Genomic DNA, 19,125 nt, shown 5'->3' on the forward strand with positions numbered 1-19,125 from the left:
GGGAGCCCCGCTCTCAGCCCCGGGCCGCTATTTCGGCATCGGCGACGGCGATGGCGATGCCGAGTGCCGTGGCGATGTTGGCCGCTGCCGTCATGACGCGGGCGGTGCCCACGATGGGTGCGATGGCGACCAGGACGTCCTGCAGTTGTTCGGCGGTCACGCCGCTGTCGAGGGCGGGGTCGATATGGGCCGCGTAGGAGATCGGCGGGGCGTCGGAGGCGGCGAGTGCCGCGATGCGCGTGAGTATGAGTGCGTTCGAGGGCAGCCCGCAGCGCTCGATCGAGTCGACGGTCATGGCGGCGAGGGTGTCCAGGACGGGGGTGTCGGATGCAGTGGACATGTCGCATGTCCTCCTGGTGAGTTCTGGCCCGAGGGGGAGTGAGGCGCGAAGCGGAGAGAGTTCCGCGGATGTGGGGCCTCACCTCAACCGTAGAACCCATCCGGGCCCTGTGCACGACACCCCGACATGCGCGGTGAAGCCGGGACGACGAGATTGGAAGTAGCCCGACCGGCCGAAGGCGACCGGTATCGGTAGCGGCCTGCTGGTCTTCGCCCGGGACGGGAGACAACCATGAAGGACCTCAAGTTCGAGCAGAAGCGCTCACTGTCACGCCTTGAGGCGGCTGACCAGCTCACGGCACTCGCGGCCGCGCTGCGGGAAGGCGGGGAGGCCGAGCTGGATTTCGGCTCCGGGACGCTGAGCCTGCGCATCCCCGACGACCTCCACAGCGAGATGGAGATCGAGATCGGCAACGGCGAGATCGAGCTGGAGATCGAGTTCAAGTGGCCGACCGCACGGAAGCGGGCGACGCCGGCGCCGGCCCCGGCGGCCCCAGGCACGGAGGCCGCCGCCACGCGGAAGAGGGTGCCCGCGAAGTCCGTGCGCGGCGCCACGGGCAAGGCCGTGAAGCGGGCCGCCGCGAAGAAGTGAGCCGGGCACGCGCGAAGGCCCTTCCGTTCACCGAACGAAAGGGCCTCTGGCCAGGTGTTTCTCTGTGCCCCCGGCAGGATTCGAACCTGCGACACCCGCTTTAGGAGAGCGGTGCTCTATCCCCTGAGCTACGAAGGCGGGGTACGACGGCCACCGGGGTGGCTGCCCCTGACAGGGTAGCGGATCAGGGGTGGGGTGGTGGGCGAGCGGGGGCGTGGCCGGCCAAAGGGTCGACTTCAGCGGCGACTTGGCAGGACCGGCCCCGCCGCGGCCGTCGTGCCCTTCGCCGCGTGGGTGCGGGTCACCCGTACCCGGTACCTGCCGTCGAGGTCCGCGCTCGCCACGTGGATCGTGATGCCGTGGGAGGGGTCCTTGAAGGTCTCTCCGGGGGAGAACGGGGCGTCGGAGAGCTCGGCGTGGACGTTGGGGCTCCGGGTGCAGCCGCCGCTGTCGCGGTGGGCGTCGTAGACGGTGATGGGACCGCGGCCGGTGTCGACGGAGGCGTCGACCTTGTAGACGAGGATGCCGGGCTTGCAGACCGACTCGTCGTTGCCGCCCTCCGCCCGTAGCTCCAGCGCGTACGCGGTGCGGTCGTCGAGCGGGACCATGACCAGCTTGCCGCCGTCCTTCCGGGAGAGCGGGGACAGGGTGTAGTCCGCGCTGCCCGCCGCCGTCGCGCAGCCGACCTGGGACGCCGGAAGCCAGCCCAGCTTCCACTTGTGCCAGCCCAGCAGGTCGTTGTTGGCCCCCCAGTCCTCGCTCATGATGTCCCAGTGGCCGACCGCGCTGCCCCCCTCCTGCGTGTAGAGGTCCGGCAGCCCGAAGGTGTGGCCGTTCTCGTGCGGCAGCACCCGGTACCCCGTCTCCGTGTACGCGCCGGAGCCGTCGTCCTGGCGGGAGTAGACGAAGGAGGCGTTGGCGACCGGGGTGCCGTCGGCCACCGGGGCCTCGCCGTTGCCGGCGAAGGTCACGGAGAGGACCGTGTCCAGGGCGGAGGGGCCGGCGTTCGGGGTGACCAGCACGTTCAGCAGGTCGTAGGAGCGGAAGTCCACGTCCGGGTCGGCGGCGGAGACGATGTCCCGCACCAGTTGCCGGTAACCGGGGTCGAAGGGGGCGCCGCGCTCTATGCCGTAGTCCTCGAACGGCTTGGGCATCCGCAGCCAGGAGGTGACCGGGGTCTCGGCGCGGTAGTCGAGCCGGCCGTAGGACGCCTTGGCGAACCATTCCTGGGTCTTCGGGAAGAACTCGTGGAAGCGGTCCATCGCCTTGCCCTCGCCGGGGGTGTCCGGGAAGTCGACCATCAGGGTCAGGGCGTGGACGGTGCCGGTGGAGCGGGAGTAGCCGGTGGAGGTGGGGAAGCCCTCGGTCATCTGGACCTCCGCCGCCCCCTGGATCATGCAGGGAGCCAGGGCGGCCGTGCGTATCAGGCCGATCGGCCCGGCGGTGGTGCGCGCCGTGAGCTGCCCGGACCCGGCCGAGGTGCTGACCGCGAAGGTCAGCGCGGTCACCGAGGCGAGGGCGGCAACGCGGCGCGGGCGTATGCGGCGGCGGGGCGACTGCGGCTGCATGCATGGACCTCCCGCTCCACGGCAGCCCCCGTTACCCGGCTGCACCCTTTGGCCTCACCCTCGGTCGCCGGGGCCGGGGTCGCGCGCTGGAGGAGACCGATCGTGGGATTTCGGCAGGAGTGGGTGTGAATCGCATACTGTTGGGGTGAATCGTCCGGCCGGAAGCGGAACAGTGACGCGCCGACCGTGATGTGACCCAGGTCACAGGCATTTCTTCCGAGGCGGGAAATAAGCGGGGAGGGTCTCCCCGTTTAGACCTGTGTCCGCGCGAAACGGGGAGCTTCTCCCCGGATCAACGGACGATCACCGTCCGCCCGTCCCGACCCGTACAGATGTGGAGCCCGCCGTGTCCGCCGTGCGCACCGCACCCCCCGCCCGCAGGGCGTCGCCCCGGCCCCGTGCCGACGCGCTCCGCAACCGGGAGCGGATCATCGCCGCCGCACGGGAGATGTTCGTCGAGCACGGCCCCCAGGTGCCGCTCGACGAGATCGCCCGCCGCGCGGGCGTCGGCAACGCCACGCTGTACCGCAATTTCCCGGACCGGGAGGCCCTGGTCCGGGAGGTCCTGTGCTCCGTGATGGACCGCACGGCCGAAGCGGCGAAGGGCGCGCTCGCCGAGACCGGCGACGCCTTCGCCGCGCTGGAACGCTTCGCGCACGCCTCCGCCGACGAGCGGATCAGCGCGCTGTGTCCGATGGTCTCCAGCACCTTCGACCGCAACCACCCCGACCTGGAGGCGGCGCGGGAGCGGGTGGAGGCCCTGATCGCCGAGGTCATGGACCGCGCCAAGGCGGCCGGCCAGCTCCGCACCGACGTCGGCGTCGGTGACCTGATGGTCGCCGCCGCGCAGCTCAGCCGGCCCCCGGCCGGTACGGCCTGCTTCGACGTCGACCGATTCGTGCACCGCCATCTCCAACTCTTCCTCGACGGACTGCGGGCACCGGCCCGCTCCGTCCTGCCCGGCACGGCCGTGACCATGGAGGATCTGCGCCAGTCCTGATCTGACCGATCGATCCCACCGACCGATCCGACCGACCGACCTGCCGGGCCCGCGCCCCGGAATCGCACCCCCTAGCCACCCGGCCGCCGACGAGGGCGAGCCGGTGGGGCCCCGCACGCCCTGTGCGCGTACGCAGCGCCGTACGACCGTGCCCCGCATGTCCTGAACGTCCACTCGAAGTCCCGAACGGGGTACCCCCATGTCCGAAACGGTCACCAGGCCGCCCGCGGCCGCCGCGCCCGGCGGCGACGCCAACCGCTGGAAGGCGCTCGTCTTCATCGCGCTGGCCCAGCTCATGGTCGTCCTCGACGCCACCATCGTGAACATCGCGCTGCCCTCCGCCCAGCAGGACCTCGGCATATCCGACGGCAACCGGCAGTGGGTCGTCACCGCCTACGCCCTCGCCTTCGGCGGCCTGCTGCTCTTCGGCGGCCGCATCGCCGACCTGTGGGGCCGCAAGCGCGCCTTCCTCCTCGGCCTCGCCGGCTTCGCCGCGGCCTCCGCGCTCGGCGGCGCCGCCACCACCGGCGTGATGATGTTCGGCGCCCGCGCCCTCCAGGGTGTCTTCGGCGCCCTGCTCGCCCCGGCCGCGCTGTCCCTGCTCGCGGTGATGTTCACCGACGCCAAGGAGCGCGCCAAGGCGTTCGGCATCTACGGCGCCATCGCGGGCGGCGGCGGTGCCGTGGGTCTGATCCTCGGCGGCTTCCTCACCGAGTACCTCGACTGGCGCTGGACCTTCTTCGTCAACGTCCCCTTCGCCATCGTCGCCGCGGCCGGTGCCTGGTTCGTGATCCGGGAGCCCGAGGGCGGCCGCAACCGCTCCCCGCTCGACATCCCCGGCGTGTTCCTCTCCACGCTCGGCCTGGTCGCCCTGGTGTACGGCTTCACCCGCGCCGAGTCCGACGGCTGGAGCGACGCGGTCACCATCTCGATGTTCGTCGCCTCCGTCGTCCTGCTGCTCGCGTTCGTGATGGTCGAGAAGCGGGTCAAGGCTCCGCTGCTGCCGCTGCGCGTGGTCGCCGACCGCAGCCGCGGCGGTATCTACCTCTCGCTCGGCCTCGCCATCATCGGCATGTTCGGCCTGTTCCTCTTCCTGACCTACTACCTGCAGGTCGTGAAGGGCTACTCCCCGGTCAAGACCGGCTTCGCGTTCCTGCCGATGGTCGCGGGCATGATCACCGGCTCCACCCAGATCGGCGCCCGCCTGATGATCCGGGTCCCGGCCCGGCTGCTGATGGGCCCCGGCTTCCTGCTCGCCGCCATCGGCATGCTGATCCTCACCCAGTTGGAGATCGGCTCCTCCTACGCGGCACTGCTGCTGCCCGCGATGGTGCTGCTCGGCCTCGGCATGGGTACGGCGTTCATGCCCGCCATGTCGCTGGCGACCCAGGGCGTCGAGCCCCGGGACGCGGGTGTCGCCTCCGCGATGGTCAACACCTCGCAGCAGGTCGGCGGCGCGATCGGCACCGCCCTGCTGAACACCATCGCCGCGTCCGCGACCACCTCGTACGTCAAGGACCACATCGCGTCCGCGACCGCCGCGCCGCAGCAGCAGTTGGTCAAACTCCAGGGCATGGTGCACGGGTACAGCTCGGCGATCTGGTTCGCCGTCGGCATCCTGGCCGTCGCCTCGCTGATCGCGTTCACCATGGTCAACGCCGGTAAGCCGGGCTCCACCAAGGTGGCCTCCGGCGACGGCGCCGAGGACGAGGTCCCGGTGCCGGTGGTCGCCCACTAGCCGGTGGTGTGACTCAGCGGAGCCAGGGCAGGTCCGCACCCGCCTCGCTCGGCTGAAGGCCCTCGGCGACGATCTCCATGATCTCGCCGAGGGCCTTCTGCTGTTCCGGGCTCAGTCGGTCGAACAGCGCCTGCCGGACCGCGGTCACATGGCCGGGAGCGGTGCGGCGCAGCACCTCGGCGCCCTCCTCGGTGAGCACGGCGAACTGGCCGCGCTTGTCCGAGGGGCAGTCCTCGCGGCGCACCCAGCCGCTCTTCTCCAGCCGGGCGATCGCGTGCGAGAGCCGGGAGCGGGTGATCTTCGACTTCCGGGCCAGCTCGGTCATCCGCAGCCTGCGGCGCGGCGCCTCGGCGAGGCCGACGAGCAGGCCGTAGTAGATGTGCGGCATGCCCGCGTCGCGCTGGAGCTGACGGTCGAGGTGGTCCTCCAGCAGCGTGGTGGCGTGCAGGTACGCCCGCCAGACGCGCTGCTCCTCGTCGCTGAGCCAGCGGTGTCCGGATGCCGGCGCCGTTGCCGGGGTGGATGCCGAGTTCATGTCTCCCACTGTACGAGCCACCTTCTTGAAACTTGAACAAGCCGGGCGTAATCTGACCGGGTAATGCTTGAGAGTTAAAGCAAAGTCGCCTCGGCGTCAGCCTCGGTCCCCAGCGGGCCGCCCTGAGGCCGCCATGGGAGGAGCCGTCATGCACGACACCGCCGAGCCGTCCGCTCCCGAGCGCATGCCCGCCCTCTACCTCAGTCATGGCGCCCCGCCGCTCGCCGACGACCCCGTCTGGCCCGGCCAGCTCGCCGCCTGGTCGGCCGGCCTGCCCCGCCCGACGGCGATCCTCATGGTCTCCGCCCACTGGGAAGAGGCCCCCCTCGCCCTCGGCGCCACCCACACCGCCCCGCTGGTCCACGACTTCTGGGGCTTCCCCGAGCACTACTACCGCGTGCGCTACGACGCCCCCGGCGCCCCCGGACTGGCCGAATCCGTACGCAAGCTGCTGCGCGCCCCCGGCGTGCCGGTCCAGGACGTGCCCGACCGTGGCCTCGACCACGGCGCCTACGTCCCGCTCGTCGAGATGTTCCCCGAGGCCGACATCCCCGTCCTCCAGATCTCCCTGCCCACCCTCGACCCCGCCCGCCTGCTGGACCTCGGCCGCAAGCTCGCGCCGCTGCGTGACGAGGGGGTGCTGATCGTCGGCTCCGGTTTCTTCACCCACAACCTGGCCGCCCTGCGGCACGCCGGCGGGGTGCCGGGCTGGTCCGCCGAGTTCGACGACTGGGGCCGGGCCGCGCTGGACGCCGGTGACTGGGACGCGCTGCTCGACTTCGAGACCAAGGCCCCCGCCGGGCGGCTCGCCCACCCGCGCACCGAACATTTCGCGCCACTGTTCGTCACGCTCGGCGCCGCGGGCGCGGACGCGCACAGGTCGGTGATCGACGGGTTCTGGATGGGGCTCGCCAAGCGGTCGGTCCAGTTCGGCTGAAACGGCCCCGGCGGCTCAGCCGGACGCCAGGTCCTTCTGGTACCACGCCACGTCCCAGTAGCGGCCGAACTTCCGGCCCACCTCGCCGAACGTGCCCAGGTGCCGGAAGCCGAAGCGCTCGTGCAGCCTGGTCGACGCCTCGTTCGGCTGGGTGATGCCGGCGAAGGCGCGGTGCACGTCCTCCTTCGCCAGCGCCGCGAAGAGGGCGCCGTAGAGCAGGGTGCCCACCCCGCGGCCGGTCGCGTCCGGGGCGAGGTAGACCGAGGTCTCCACCGAGGGCGCGTAGGCGGCCTTGGGGCGGTGCGGGCCCGAGGTGGCGTAGCCGAGGATGTGGCGGGAATCCGCTTCCGTGGCAACCAGGAGTCGGTGCGGGCCGTCTTCCGGGTGGGAGAGCAGCCAGGGGCGGCGCTCCATCGGGGTGAGAACCGCCGTGTCGAATGTGACGGCCGTCTCACGTACGTAGTGGTTGTACAGCGTCGTGAGGGCGTCCAGATCGGCCTCGGTCCCCGGCCTGACCTGCACCTCTGTGCTCCTGGACGGCATCGCACCTCCCCGTGTGGCGCCACAGGGTACTGCATGATCAGAAAAATCGGGGGGCAGCTTGGGAATTCTGTCCGGATTCCAGTCGTTGTTTCCCACGGATGCAGGGCACCCGAGGAGAGTCCCGAGGGAGGGTCCGGAGTGCCGAGCGTTCGCCAGGACCACCTGCCAGCCACCACCGCAAGGGAGCACGCATGGCAACCCGCGCCGTCGCCCGTCGTAAGTCCGCCAATGGGGGCACCTCCCAGGCTCCGGGCTCTGGGGGACAGACGGCTGACAGGGCAAGCAGCGTCCGCGTCCGCGGCGGCGAGATCGCCGACCGCGACCTGGTCGGCATGTACCTCGACGAGATCGCGCGTACGCCCCTGCTCGACGCCGCCAAGGAGGTCGAGCTGTCCCAGACCATCGAGGCGGGCGTGTTCGCGCGCCAGGTCCTCGACGGCCAGGAGGAGACCGCCGCCGAGGCGTCCCGCGATGAGCTCGAGGCACTGTTCGACGAGAGCGAGCGGGCCAAGGACGTCTTCATCCGCTCCAACCTCCGCCTGGTCGTGGCCGTGGCCCGGCGCTACCCGCGCAGCGGCCTGCCCCTGCTCGACCTCATCCAGGAGGGCAACGCGGGCCTGGTGCGCGCGGTCGAGAAGTTCGACTACCGCAAGGGCTTCAAGTTCTCCACGTACGCGACCTGGTGGATCCGCCAGGCCATCACCCGCTCGATAGCCGACCAGTCCCGCACCATCCGGCTCCCCGTCCACCTGGTGGAGGAGCTGGGCCGTATCCGCCGCGTCCAGCGCGAGTTCAACCGGGAGCACGGCCGGGACCCGGAGCCCGCGGAGATCGCCGCCGAGCTCGGCTCCACGCCGGAGCGTGTCACGGACGTGCTCGACTGGTCCCGTGACCCGGTCTCGCTGAACATGCCGGTGGACGACGAGGGCGAGACCCAGTTCGGCGACCTGTTGGAGGACACCTCCGCGGTCTCCCCCGAGCAGTCGGTGCTCAGCCTGCTGCGCCGCGAGGAGCTGGACGACCTGATCGGCCGCCTCGACGAGCGCACCGCCTCGATCATCAAGATGCGGTACGGCATCGAGGACGGCCGCGAGCGGACCCTCACCGAGGTCGGCAAGGAGCACGGTCTGACCCGCGAGCGGATCCGGCAGATCGAGAAGCACGCGCTGCTGGAACTGAAGAAGCTGGCCCGCGACACGGGGTTCGACGCGGCGGCCTAGGACCCCTGGCGGGGGAGCGGGCGTGCGGTACGGACGTGCGCGCGGTGCGATCGCGCCGGGTGCGCGGTCGTCCGCTCGGTGCGGTCGGCGCCGGGTGTATGAGCGGCGCCCGGTGCGCGACCGGCGCGTGTCGGGGCGCCCGGTGGCGGAAGACGGCGCAAACATGGCGCGGTCCCGTCGCTTCAACGCCCCGGGGCGAGGGAACAACCCTTGCGGGCACCGGAGTCGAGGCTCCGGGGACCGCACTCCCCCGTAGTACGGCGCGCAGCGGCCCCACCGCTGCGCCAGGCCCGCCCTCCGGGGCGGGCGCCCACGGACCAGTTCCGACGTCATCCCCCCCGGCGTCGGGACTTCCCGCCGGGCCCCGGCGCCACCCCCCCCGGCGCCGGGGCCCGGCTTTTTTTCTGCCCGGGCGGCCTCGGGGCGGGCATGGCACAGCGGGCCACCCCGCACCTGAACCACGGGGTGACCCGCCGAATGGCAGATTGTGCCACAGGGGCATAGCCTGCCGAGGTGAGCACCCCCCGTACCACCCGTAACACCGGCAACACCGGCACCACCGCCCGAAGGCGCTCCTTCCCGGCCTCTCCGGCGGCTTCCCTCACCGAGCGCCGCAAGGCCGAGACCCGTATGGAGATCGCCCGCGCCGCCGCGACCCTCTTCGTCCGGCAGGGCCTGCGGGCCACCCGCGCCGAGGACATCGCCCACGCCGCGGGCATCGCGCCGCGCACCTTCTACCGCTACTTCGCGTCCAAGGAGGAGGCGGTGGCCCCGCTGTACGCGGCCGGCGCCCAGCTCTGGACCGCGACCGTCCGCGAGGCCCCGGCCCACCTCGCCCTCCCCGAAGCCCTGCGGCACGCCGTCGACCGCACCCTCGCCCCCGGCGTCGGCGTCTCCGCGTCCGCCTGGGAGTGGGCCCGCACCCTCATCCGCATGGCCCACACCAGCCCGGCCCTGCGCAAGGTCTGGGCGGAGGTCTGCCAGGCGTCGGAGACGGAACTGGCCGAGGCGCTGGCCGCGCGGCTGACGCCGGCCGACGGCGCCGACGTCGCCGAAGCGGCGACCCCCCGCCTCCGCTTCGCCGCGGCGGTCGCGGGCGCGGCCGTACGCGTCGCCGTGGAGACCTGGGCCCTCACCGATGCCCCGCCCACCGGCCCGGCCGGACCCGCCGCGCTGGCCGTCGGCAACCTGGTGGCCCTGGGCGACTTCGCCTGGGAAGCCCCTCAGGACTGAGGGGCGGGCGCACTCCCGGCACGGAGCAGTCGCGCCCCCAGCGCCCGCACGGCCTCGGTCAGCACGTCCGGACCCTGGACCGTGAACTCGTGGCCCGTCATCGCCAGCCGGACCGCCAGCCACTCCACCGGGTCGCCGGTGGTGCCGCGCAGGAGGCAGTGGCCGGGGCCGTCCGGTTCGGGGGCGCCGAACCAGTGGGGGACGTGGGCGGCGACCAGGTCGGCGGGCGCCGCGAAGCGGACGGTGAACTCCCAGGTCTCGATGTGCGGTCGGATCGAGTGGCGCAGGAATTCCGCCGCGCTGCCGGTGGGCAGTTCACGCTGGGTGAAGCGGGCGCCGGTGGCGAAGGGCTCGCTGACCCGGTCCACGCGGAAGGTGCGCCAGTCCTCGCGGTCGAGGTCGTAGGCGACGAGGTACCAGCGCCGCCCGGTGGACACCAGCCGGTACGGCTCGGTCAGCCGGCGCGATTCGCTGCCGTCACCGGCGCGGTAGGCGAAGCGCAGCCGCTCGTGGCCGGCGACCGTGGAGGCCATCACGGTCAGCGTCTCCGGGGCGATGGTCGGGCCGTCGCCGCTGGTCAGGGGTGTGGTCGCCGCCTGGAGGGTGGCCACCTGGCGGCGCAGCCGGGCCGGGAGCACCTGCTCCAGCTTGGCCAGCGCCCGTACCGACGCCTCGTCCACGCCCGCGACCGCGTGCCCGGCACCGGCGCGCAGGCCGACCGCGATGGCGACGGCCTCCTCGTCGTCCAGGACCAGCGGAGGCATCGCCTTGCCCGCGACCAGCCGGTACCCGCCCTCCGCGCCCTTGCTGGCCTGCACCGGATAGCCCAGCTCGCGCAGCCGGTCGATGTCACGGCGGACGGTGCGCCGGGAGACCCCGAGCCGGCCGGCCAGCTCGCCGCCGGGCCATTCGCGCGGGGTCTGGAGGAGGGACAGGAGCGTCAGCAGCCTAGCCGGGGTGTCCGTCGTCATGCGTCCGAGCATGGCGCACATCTAGGACACGTTCTGTCCTACTGGGTCACTAGCGTGGAGTACATGACCTCAACGCAACAGACCTCCGGCGCGGACCGTCGCCGCTGGTTCGCGCTCGCCATCGTGATGACCGCGGCCTTCATGGACCTCGTCGACGTGACGATCGTGAACATAGCCATCCCCTCCATCCAGCGGGACGAGGGCGCCTCGTTCGGCCAGATCCAGTGGATCACCGCGGGGTACGCGCTGGCGTTCGCGGCCGGTCTGATCACCGGCGGCCGGCTCGGTGACATCCACGGCCGCAGGCGGCTGTTCCTGCTGGGTGTCGGCGGCTTCACGGTAGCCTCGGCGCTGTGCGGTCTCGCCGTCGACCCGGCGATGCTGGTCGCGGCCCGCATCCTCCAGGGCGGCATGGCCGCGATGATGGTCCCGCAGGTGCTGTCGATCGTGCACGCCACCTTCCCCGCCCATGAACGCGGCAAGGTCTTCGGCCTGTTCGGCGGGGTCGTCGGCCTCGGCGCGGTCTCCGGGCCGCTGCTCGGCGCGCTGCTGACGGAGTGGAACCTGTTCGGCCTCGAGTGGCGGCCCATCTTCCTCATCAACCTCCCCGTCGGCATCGCCGCAGTCCTGCTCGGCCGCCGCTACATCACCGAGTCCCGCGCGCCCCGCGCCCTCAAGCTGGACCTCGTCGGTGTCGTCCTGGTCACCCTCGGCCTGCTGATGCTGCTCTACCCGCTCACCCGGGGCCGTGAGCTGGGCTGGCCGCTGTGGGGCCACCTGATGATGGCGGGCTCCCTGCTCGTCTTCGCCGCGCTGGTGGCGTACGAGCGGCGCAAGGCGGCCCGCGACGGCTCCCCGCTGGTGGAGCTGTCCCTGTTCCGGGTGCGGAGCTTCGCCGCCGGCATCGCCGTGCAGACGGTGTTCGGGGTCGCGCTCGGTGTCTTCTTCCTGGTCTGGACGCTGTACATGCAGATCGGCCTCGGCTGGAGCGTGCTGCGCGCCGGGCTGACCGGGGTGCCCTTCTCGATCGCGGTGTCGATGGCCGCCGCGATGTCGGTGCAGTTCCTGGTGCCGCGCTTCGGGCGCAAGGTGCTCCAGGCGGGCGCCCTGGTGATGGGCCTCGGTGTGCTCCTCTACATCTGGGAGTCCGACCGGTACGGAATGGCCATCGCCTCCTGGCAGATGGCGCTCCCGCTGGTCGTGATGGGCGCCGGAATGGGTCTGATCGTGGCCCCGCTCACCGACGCGATCCTCTCCGAGGTGCCGCGCGAGCACGCCGGATCGGCCTCCGGCCTGATCAACACCGTGCAGCAGATGGGCAACGCCCTCGGTCTCGGCCTGGTGTCCGTCGTCTTCTTCGGGCAGATCGCCGACCGGCTCGCCCCGGCGCAGGTCGGCCCGGCCTTCGTCAGCGCCTTCCAGTACGCGCTGTGGTGGGTGGCCGGGGTCATGGGCGTCATCTTCCTGCTGATGGCCGTGCTGCCGAAGCGTCCGGCACAGCATGTGGAGGGCGGGGCGGAGCTGCCCGAGGGGGAGCGGGAGCCGGAGCTGGTGTCCTGACGGAGTCTGTCTGTCCGAGTTCCGTTCATGTCCGAATGGAGCCCGAACCCGTTTACTTTCCGGAAACGCGGGCGTAGCCTCGGAGCGAAACCACACGTTCGGGCATTGATGCCGGACGGTGGGCGGAGACTCGGAGGCAGGCGGACATGTACGCACCGGAGCGTCAGCAGGAGATCCTCCGGCTCGCCCGCGACGGCGGCCGGGTGGACGTGCTGTCGCTGGCGGAGGTGTTCCAGGTGACGGCGGAGACCATCCGCCGTGACCTGAAGGCCCTCGACCGCGCGGGCCTGGTCCGCCGGGTGCACGGCGGCGCCATCCCGGCGGGCCGCCTCGACTTCGAGCCCGACCTCAACGAACGCGAGGCCACCGCCGCCGACGAGAAGGACCGCATCGCCAAGGCGGCCCTCGCGGAACTCCCCGTCGACGGCACGGTCATCCTCGACGCGGGCACCACCGTGGCCCGGCTGGCCGCCGCGATCCCGCTGGAGGCGACGCTCACCGCCGTCACCCACAGCCTGCCCATCGCCGCCCGCCTCGCCGACCACCCCGGACTCCAGCTCCACCTGGTCGGCGGCCGCGTCCGCACCCGCACCCGTGCCGCCGTGGACGCCTGGGCCCTGCGCGCCTACGGCGAGATCCGCGCCGACGTGGCCTTCGTCGCCGCCAACGGCTTCTCCGCCGAGCACGGCCTGACCACCCCCGACCTCGCCGAGGCCGCCGTCAAGCGCGCGGCCCTCGCCGCCGCCCGCCGGGTCGTCCTGCTCGCCGACTCCGCCAAGCACGGCCAGGAGCACTTCGCCCGCTTCGGCGACCTGAGCGACGTCGACCTGCTCATCACCGACAGCGGGCTCAGCCCCGAAGACGCGGCCGTCATCGAGCGCGGCGGCACGGAAGTGGTACGCGCATGATCCTCACGGTCACCCCCAACCCGTCCCTGGACCGCACCTACGAGGTACCCGCCCTGGACCGCGGGGAGGTCATCCGCGCCTCAGGTGAGCGCATGGACCCCGGCGGCAAGGGCGTCAACGTCTCCCGCGCGGTCGCCGCCGCCGGCCGCCGCACCCTCGCCGTACTGCCGCTCGGCGGCGCGCCCGGCGCCCTCGTCGCCGAACTGCTCGACGCCCAGGGCATCGAGGTCGCCCCCGTGCCGGTCGCCGGGGCCACCCGCTCCAACATCGCGCTCGCGGAGGCGGACGGCGTCCTCACCAAGATCAACGCACCGGGCCCCGAACTGACCGCCGCCGAGGAGGAGTCGCTCCTCGACACCGTGCGCACCCACTCGGCCGACGCCGACTGGATCGCCTGCTGCGGCAGCCTCCCGCTGGGCCTCGCCCCCTCCTGGTACGCCGATGTCGTCGCCCGTGCCCACTCCGGCGGCGCGCGCATCGCCCTGGACACCTCGGGACCCGCGCTGCTCCAGGCGCTGCGCGCCCGGCCCGACGTGGTCAAGCCCAACGCCGGGGAACTCTCCGCCGCCGTGGGCCGCCCGCTGCTCACCGTGGGCGACGCGGTGAAGGCGGCCGAGGAACTGCGCGCGATGGGCGCCCGCGCGGTGCTGGCCAGCCTGGGCGCCGACGGCCAACTGCTGGTGGACGACGAGGGCACCTGGTTCGGCTCCGCCCGCGTGGCCGCCGTACGCAGCAACGTCGGGGCGGGGGACTCCTCCCTCGCCGGATTCCTGATCGCCGGGGGCAGCGGGCCGGAGGCGCTCGCGTCCGCCGTGGCGCACGGCGCGGCCGCCGTGTGCTTGCCGGGCAGCGTGATGCCCACCCCGGCCGACCTGGACCCCGCCTCGGTCACGGTGACGGCGGACGTGCCGGTAGACCGCCTACTGACGGAGCCGGTGTCATGAACCGCCCGCTCCGGCGTACGCGGCCCGTGCCGGAGTCCCGGCGGCTGCCCGCCGCCCCCTGTCCTGACCCGCGCCACAGCTCTACCGCCCCTGTCACCCCTGTCATCCCCGTCACCCCCGTCACCCCCGTCACGCCCACCCCACGTCCCCGGGCGATACGCGAGCAAAGGAGCCCGCGATGAGCGAGATGATCACCGCGGACCTGGTCGACCTCGACCTGTCCGCCGAGAGCAAGGAAGCGGCGGCGCGTGCCCTCGCCGAGCGCATGGTGGCCAAGGGGCGGGTGACCGACCTGGACGGCTTCCTCGCCGACGTGGCCGCCCGTGAGGCCCAGATGCCGACCGGTCTCGACGGCGGCATCGGCATCCCGCACTGCCGCAGCGAGCACGTCACCGAGCCGACGCTGGCCTTCGGACGCAGCGCCGCCGGGATCGACTTCGGCGCGGCGGACGGCCCGGCCGACCTGGTCTTCCTGATCGCGGCCCCGGCCGGGGCGGACGACGCCCACCTCACGATCCTCTCCTCGCTGGCCCGCCAGCTCATGAACACCGAGTTCACCGACGCGCTGCGGGCGGTCTCCGCGCCGGGGACGGCGGCGGCGCTGATCCGGGGGGACGTGACTCCGGCCGAGGCCGCCGAGGACGCGGCTGCCGAAGGTGCCTCCATCGCGGAGGCCGACAAGGACACCGCCACGGCGCCGGCGGCGGCCTCCGCCGGCGCCGCGGCGGGCAGTACGGCCGCGCAGACCCCTGTGGTCCCGAAGGAGCGCCCGTTCCGGATCGTCGCGGTCACCTCCTGCCCGACCGGCATCGCCCACACGTACATGGCCGCCGAGTCGCTGGAGAACGCCGGCCGTGAGGCGGGCGTCGAGGTGACCGTCGAGACGCAGGGCTCTGCGGGTTTCACCCGGCTCGACCCCGCGGTGATCGCGGCGGCGGACGGGGTGGTCCTCGCCCACGACGTGCCGGTGCGCGAGAAGGACCGCTTCGCGGGCAAGCCCACGGTGGACGTCGGCGTGAAGGCGGGCATCAACCGCCCGACCGAACTCATCGCCGAGGTCCGGGCCAAGGCGGAACGCGGCGAGAAGACCGCCCCCGCCGGCGACACCGGTACCCCGGTGGACCGCGCGGGCGACTCCACGGAGGGCTACGGCACGAAGCTCCGCAAGTGGCTCATGTCCGGGGTCAGTTACATGGTCCCGTTCGTCGCCGCGGGCGGCCTCCTCATGGCCGTGGGATTCGCGATCGGCGGCTGGAAGGTGAACAAGGCGCCCTCCGTCATGGACCACTTCGTGTGGACCCAGACCGACAGCTGGGGCGCGCTGCTGTTCCAGATCGGCGGCATGGCGTTCACCTTCCTCGTCCCGGTGCTCGCCGGGTACATCGCCTACGGCATGGCCGACCGGCCCGGCCTGGTCCCCGGCTTCGTGGGCGGCGCGATCTCCCTCAGCATCAACGCGGGCTTCCTCGGCGGCCTCGCGGCCGGTCTGATCGCCGGTGGTGTGGTGCTGGCCATCCAACGGATGCGGATACCGGCGGCCCTGCGCGGCATCATGCCGGTGGTGGTGATCCCGCTGATCTCCTCGGCGGTGGTCGGCTTCCTGATGTTCGTCGTGATCGGCAAGCCCATCGCCGCGGCCCAGAAGGGCATGACCGACTGGCTGAACGGCCTCACCGGCACCAACGCCGTCCTGCTCGGCGCCCTCCTCGGCCTGATGATGTGCTTCGACCTGGGCGGCCCGGTCAACAAGGTCGCCTACACCTTCGCCACCGCCGGCATCGCCGTCGCCAGCCCCAGTGACTCCGCGATGAAGATCATGGCCGCGGTGATGGCCGCGGGAATGGTCCCCCCGCTGGCGATGGCCCTGGCCACGACCGTGCGCGGCAAGCTCTTCACCCCGGCCGAGCGCGAGAACGGCAAGGCCGCCTGGGTGCTGGGCGCCTCCTTCATCTCCGAGGGCGCGATCCCGTTCGCCGCGACCGACCCGCTGAGGGTCATCCCGGCCGCGATGGCCGGAGGCGCGGTCACCGGTTCGCTGTCGATGATGTTCGACGCGACCCTGCGGGCTCCGCACGGCGGCATCTTCGTGGTCCCGCTGATCGGCAACCCGTTCTTCTACCTGATCGCCATCGCCGCGGGCGTCTGCGTCAGCACCGCCCTGGTGGTCGTCCTCAAGGGCATGCGCAAGCCGGGCCAGGACATCCCGGCCGCCGAGTCCGCGAAGGACCGGGCGGCGGGGGAGAAGGAGAGCGAGCAGGCGATCGCCGCCTGAGCCGGCCGGATCACCTCACGAACGTCCCCTCGGCGAACACCGCCGGGGGGACGCGGTGCGTCTAGCCGTGCCGGGCCGCGCGGTGCTCCATGGCGTCGCGGGCCGCGTCCGGGGAGGTGTACACCTCGCACATGTGGCGGCCGTCGGGGGTCGCGGTGTGCTCGACCTCCCACAGGGAGATCTCCCGGCCGTCCCCCAGCAGGAACGCGTGCTCGTACAGCGCGAAGCTCACCCCGGCCCGCGCGGTCCGGCCGGGGCGGCCGAACGCCTGGGTGATCTCGTGCGCCGCCGCCGTGGCCAGCAGCGCCGCCAGCTCTCCGCCGGGGCGGTCCGGGTTCTCCGCCCGGCGCAGCAACCTGCGGGCGTGGTCGGGGGAGTTGTCCTCCACGTACGAGTGCCGGGGCTCGGGGACGGCCGACAGCTCGGTCAGCACCGGCGGCTCGAAGTCCGAGGTGTCGTACGGCAGCGCCAGCCGGGTCGTGGCGGTGTGCAGCTCCTCCTCGTCGAGGTACACCTCGTGCTGTGCCTCCGCGCCCGGCGTGGTGTTGTGGGCCAGCTCCCAGAGGGTGACGGCCGAGCCGTCCGCGAGCAGCCAGGTGTGCCGGTACGTCTCGCGGTGCAGGCCCGCGCTGTGGTGGGCGGAGTGCAGCGAACTGTCGTGCGCCAGCGCGCAGTCCAGGTCCCGGAGCACTTCGTCGGGCAGTTCGAACGAGTTCAGGGCACGGCCGAGGAGTCGCGCGAGGTGCTCCTCCGGAGACTCGGGCGACTGGGCGGATTCGTACTCCGCCGTCTCGTACGGAACGCTCAAGGTGTCTCCCGGCGTCGCTGCATGTCACCTGGTGGGTGCATACCGTAGCCCCTCGGTCGGACATCGTGTCCGGGAACCGAGAAACGTACTGGAGTAAACGCCGGGCGTGGCCGGAGAGTTCCCGCCCGGCGACCGAAATGCCCTGACGGCCAAGGCTTTTCTTCCCCCGTACACCCCTCCTTCACCTACCGCCTCCCGTACAACTCCTCGTACGACGGCCACGCCCCGCCCGGCTCCGACACCGGGTGCGCGGCGCGCACGGCGCGGGTGATGGCGCGGGTCACCAGGTCCGCTCCGGCGGTGAGGACCTCGTTCAGCGCCGTCGGCTCCGGGTCGAGCGGGCGGGCGCCCGTCGCCAGGGCGAACACGGTGTCGCCGTCGTTCAGCAGGTGCACGGGCCGGACGGCGCGCGCGATGCCGTCGTGCGCGGTGCCCGCCATCTTCTGGGCCTGCGCCTTGGACAGGCCGGCGTCCGTGGCCACCACCGCGAGCGTGGTGTTCAGCGGCGGAGGCGCGTTCCGCGCGGCGACCTCGTCCAGCCGCCGCCGCGCGGCCTCCCGCACCCCCGGCTCCGGATACGCCACCGGCCCCTCGAACAACTCCCCGTAGAGCACCCCCGTCCCGGTATCCAGCACGGACCCGGCGGAGTTCACCACCGCGAGCGCGCCGACCGTGATCCCCGAGCCGAGCACCACGCTCGCGGTGCCCACCCCGCCCTTCACGCACCCCGCGACCGCCCCGGTACCGGCCCCCACGGACCCCTCCGCCACCGGCGCCCCCGGCACGCTCGCGGCGGCCGCCTCCACTGCGGCCCGTCCCATCGCCGCGTCGGGACGGGCCCGGAAGTCCCCGCCTCGCCCCAGATCGAAGAGACACGCGGCGGGCACGACCGGCACCACCTGCCCCGCCTCGGGGCCCACCCGCACCCCCCGCCCCCGCTCCTCCAGCCAGGCCATCACCCCGGACGCCGCGTCCAGCCCGTACGCGCTGCCCCCGGCGAGCACGACGGCGTCCACCTTCCGCACCACATTGCGCGGGTCCAGCGCGTCGGTCTCCTTGGTGCCGGGTCCCCCGCCCCGCACGTCCACCCCGGCGACCGCCCCGCCCTCCGGCGCGAGCACCACCGTCACCCCGCTGAGCCACCCGGCCCCCCACCGCCCGGCGTGCCCGACCCGAATCCCACCGACATCCGTCAACGCCCCAGCCGTCGTCATACCGGCAGTCTGGCCCACCGTCCCGGCGGCCGGACCGAGCCGCGAGCGACGTCAGCCGAGGGGGCGTCACGCGAGGGGTGTCAGCCGACGGTGGCCGTCGTGCGCGGCGTCTGCGTCCGGTAGGAGCTGCCCAGCTCCGGGCCCAGGCCGAAGTAGTGGCGGAAGTTGTAGATCAGGGGGCTCCAGGCGGAAGGGTCTATGTGGTGGGTGCCGGGGACCACCAGGTGGGGAGCCGCGTGGATCTTCAGGACCGTCGTCTCGACGACGACGCAGTCGCCGGAGAGGTCGGGGCGTATGCGTTCGGCCCGCGCCTCCAGGTGGAGGGGGCACTCGGCCACCCGGGGCGGGCGGACGACGTGGGAGGGCTCTTCACCCAGTCCCGCCGCGGCGAACTTGTCCGGTTCGAAGCGGCAGCCCGCCGCCTTGGTGGGCGGGACCGGGGCGCGGCCGGTCAGCGGGGCCAGGCGTTCCACCGCGGGCCACTGGTCGGGGGCGGGGAGGTTGATGACCAGGTCGGGGCGGGCCCGCAGGTTGCGTGCGGTCTGGCCCTCGCTGCCCAGGCCGAGGACGACCGTCCGGCCGAGCGCCCACGCGGAGGACATGGGGGCCAGGTTGAAGGTGCCGTCCTCGTTCTCGGTGGACAGCAGCACCACAGGGGTGCCGAAGTACAGGATGCTCGGCTCGATCGCCGTGTGGCTGTTCATGGGCGCGAGCCTAGGAAGCGGTCCGTTCGGCGGGCGCCG

General features: G+C 72.7%; 18 protein-coding genes and 1 tRNA gene. 10 read left to right on the forward strand and 9 right to left on the reverse strand.

From position 1 onward, the window contains the following. Positions 1 to 13: 13 nt before the first annotated feature. Positions 14 to 340, reverse strand: a complete 327-nt coding sequence (locus HEK131_RS02610; RefSeq protein ID WP_161146232.1) for a carboxymuconolactone decarboxylase family protein — start codon at positions 338 to 340, stop codon at positions 14 to 16. A 231-nt stretch (positions 341 to 571) separates the two neighbouring features. On the opposite strand from HEK131_RS02610, the gene HEK131_RS02615 reads away from it, so the two are divergent. Further along, entirely contained in the window at positions 572 to 931 is a 360-nt protein-coding gene (locus tag HEK131_RS02615; protein ID WP_244333528.1) for an amphi-Trp domain-containing protein, read from the forward strand. Positions 932 to 996: 65 nt separating this feature from the next. On the opposite strand, the gene HEK131_RS02620 is transcribed toward HEK131_RS02615, so the two are convergent. Next, positions 997 to 1,069 (reverse strand) — tRNA-Arg (locus HEK131_RS02620). Between the two features lie 98 nt (positions 1,070 to 1,167). Further along, positions 1,168 to 2,499 (reverse strand): M6 family metalloprotease domain-containing protein, encoded by a 1,332-nt coding sequence (locus tag HEK131_RS02625; protein WP_244333529.1) that lies wholly within the window; start codon positions 2,497 to 2,499, stop codon positions 1,168 to 1,170. 355 nt (positions 2,500 to 2,854) lie between these two features. Here HEK131_RS02625 and HEK131_RS02630 point away from each other — a divergent pair, with 355 nt between their 5' ends. Together HEK131_RS02630 and HEK131_RS02635 are read left to right on the forward strand one after the other, a co-directional pair. Next, the gene (locus HEK131_RS02630; RefSeq protein ID WP_217461479.1) at positions 2,855 to 3,499 is read left to right on the forward strand and encodes a TetR/AcrR family transcriptional regulator; all 645 of its coding nucleotides are present in this window, start codon (positions 2,855 to 2,857) and stop codon (positions 3,497 to 3,499) included. A 199-nt stretch (positions 3,500 to 3,698) separates the two neighbouring features. Then, complete coding sequence (locus HEK131_RS02635; protein WP_244333530.1) at positions 3,699 to 5,237, forward strand: MFS transporter; 1,539 nt, start codon at positions 3,699 to 3,701, stop codon at positions 5,235 to 5,237. 13 nt (positions 5,238 to 5,250) lie between these two features. Here the strand turns inward: HEK131_RS02635 and HEK131_RS02640 are convergent, their stop codons facing one another. Beyond that, positions 5,251 to 5,772 carry a MarR family winged helix-turn-helix transcriptional regulator gene (locus HEK131_RS02640; protein ID WP_244333531.1) on the reverse strand — a complete coding sequence of 174 codons (522 nt, stop codon included), beginning with the start codon at positions 5,770 to 5,772 and terminating at the stop codon, positions 5,251 to 5,253. Positions 5,773 to 5,920: 148 nt separating this feature from the next. On the opposite strand from HEK131_RS02640, the gene HEK131_RS02645 reads away from it, so the two are divergent. Beyond that, entirely contained in the window at positions 5,921 to 6,709 is a 789-nt protein-coding gene (locus HEK131_RS02645) for a dioxygenase family protein (RefSeq protein WP_244333532.1), read from the forward strand. A 15-nt stretch (positions 6,710 to 6,724) separates the two neighbouring features. Here the strand turns inward: HEK131_RS02645 and HEK131_RS02650 are convergent, their stop codons facing one another. After that, positions 6,725 to 7,252: a GNAT family N-acetyltransferase gene (locus tag HEK131_RS02650; RefSeq protein ID WP_244333533.1), complete on the reverse strand. Its 528-nt coding sequence runs from the start codon at positions 7,250 to 7,252 to the stop codon at positions 6,725 to 6,727. Positions 7,253 to 7,443: 191 nt separating this feature from the next. On the opposite strand from HEK131_RS02650, the gene HEK131_RS02655 reads away from it, so the two are divergent. Together HEK131_RS02655 and HEK131_RS02660 are read left to right on the forward strand one after the other, a co-directional pair. After that, the gene (locus HEK131_RS02655) at positions 7,444 to 8,472 is read left to right on the forward strand and encodes a sigma-70 family RNA polymerase sigma factor (RefSeq protein WP_217461261.1); all 1,029 of its coding nucleotides are present in this window, start codon (positions 7,444 to 7,446) and stop codon (positions 8,470 to 8,472) included. 630 nt (positions 8,473 to 9,102) lie between these two features. Beyond that, complete coding sequence (locus tag HEK131_RS02660; protein WP_217461477.1) at positions 9,103 to 9,705, forward strand: TetR/AcrR family transcriptional regulator; 603 nt, start codon at positions 9,103 to 9,105, stop codon at positions 9,703 to 9,705. On the opposite strand, the gene HEK131_RS02665 is transcribed toward HEK131_RS02660, so the two are convergent. Continuing rightward, entirely contained in the window at positions 9,696 to 10,676 is a 981-nt protein-coding gene (locus HEK131_RS02665; RefSeq protein ID WP_217461260.1) for a helix-turn-helix transcriptional regulator, read from the reverse strand. The genes HEK131_RS02660 and HEK131_RS02665 overlap by 10 nt on opposite strands. 63 nt (positions 10,677 to 10,739) lie before the next feature. Here HEK131_RS02665 and HEK131_RS02670 point away from each other — a divergent pair, with 63 nt between their 5' ends. The 4 genes from HEK131_RS02670 (at position 10,740) to HEK131_RS02685 (ending at position 16,360) form a co-directional block, all read left to right on the forward strand. After that, positions 10,740 to 12,236 (forward strand): MFS transporter, encoded by a 1,497-nt coding sequence (locus HEK131_RS02670; RefSeq protein WP_244333534.1) that lies wholly within the window; start codon positions 10,740 to 10,742, stop codon positions 12,234 to 12,236. Between the two features lie 146 nt (positions 12,237 to 12,382). Continuing rightward, entirely contained in the window at positions 12,383 to 13,144 is a 762-nt protein-coding gene (locus HEK131_RS02675; RefSeq protein WP_217461258.1) for a DeoR/GlpR family DNA-binding transcription regulator, read from the forward strand. Continuing rightward, the gene (pfkB, locus tag HEK131_RS02680) at positions 13,141 to 14,088 is read left to right on the forward strand and encodes a 1-phosphofructokinase (protein WP_244333535.1); all 948 of its coding nucleotides are present in this window, start codon (positions 13,141 to 13,143) and stop codon (positions 14,086 to 14,088) included. The genes HEK131_RS02675 and pfkB overlap by 4 nt, the downstream gene beginning before the upstream one ends. Before the next feature lie 178 nt (positions 14,089 to 14,266). Then, positions 14,267 to 16,360: a PTS fructose transporter subunit IIABC gene (locus HEK131_RS02685; RefSeq protein WP_244333536.1), complete on the forward strand. Its 2,094-nt coding sequence runs from the start codon at positions 14,267 to 14,269 to the stop codon at positions 16,358 to 16,360. A 61-nt stretch (positions 16,361 to 16,421) separates the two neighbouring features. Here the strand turns inward: HEK131_RS02685 and HEK131_RS02690 are convergent, their stop codons facing one another. The 3 genes from HEK131_RS02690 to HEK131_RS02700 all read right to left on the reverse strand — a co-directional run bounded on the left by HEK131_RS02690 (position 16,422) and on the right by HEK131_RS02700 (position 19,086). After that, positions 16,422 to 17,168, reverse strand: a complete 747-nt coding sequence (locus HEK131_RS02690) for a DUF6227 family protein (RefSeq protein WP_217461255.1) — start codon at positions 17,166 to 17,168, stop codon at positions 16,422 to 16,424. 185 nt (positions 17,169 to 17,353) lie between these two features. Beyond that, entirely contained in the window at positions 17,354 to 18,382 is a 1,029-nt protein-coding gene (locus HEK131_RS02695; RefSeq protein WP_244333537.1) for a P1 family peptidase, read from the reverse strand. A gap of 80 nt (positions 18,383 to 18,462) precedes the next feature. Then, positions 18,463 to 19,086: a flavin reductase family protein gene (locus HEK131_RS02700; protein WP_244333538.1), complete on the reverse strand. Its 624-nt coding sequence runs from the start codon at positions 19,084 to 19,086 to the stop codon at positions 18,463 to 18,465. Positions 19,087 to 19,125: the final 39 nt, after the last annotated feature.

Source organism: Streptomyces seoulensis, assembly GCF_022846655.1.
GTDB lineage: Bacteria > Actinomycetota > Actinomycetes > Streptomycetales > Streptomycetaceae > Streptomyces.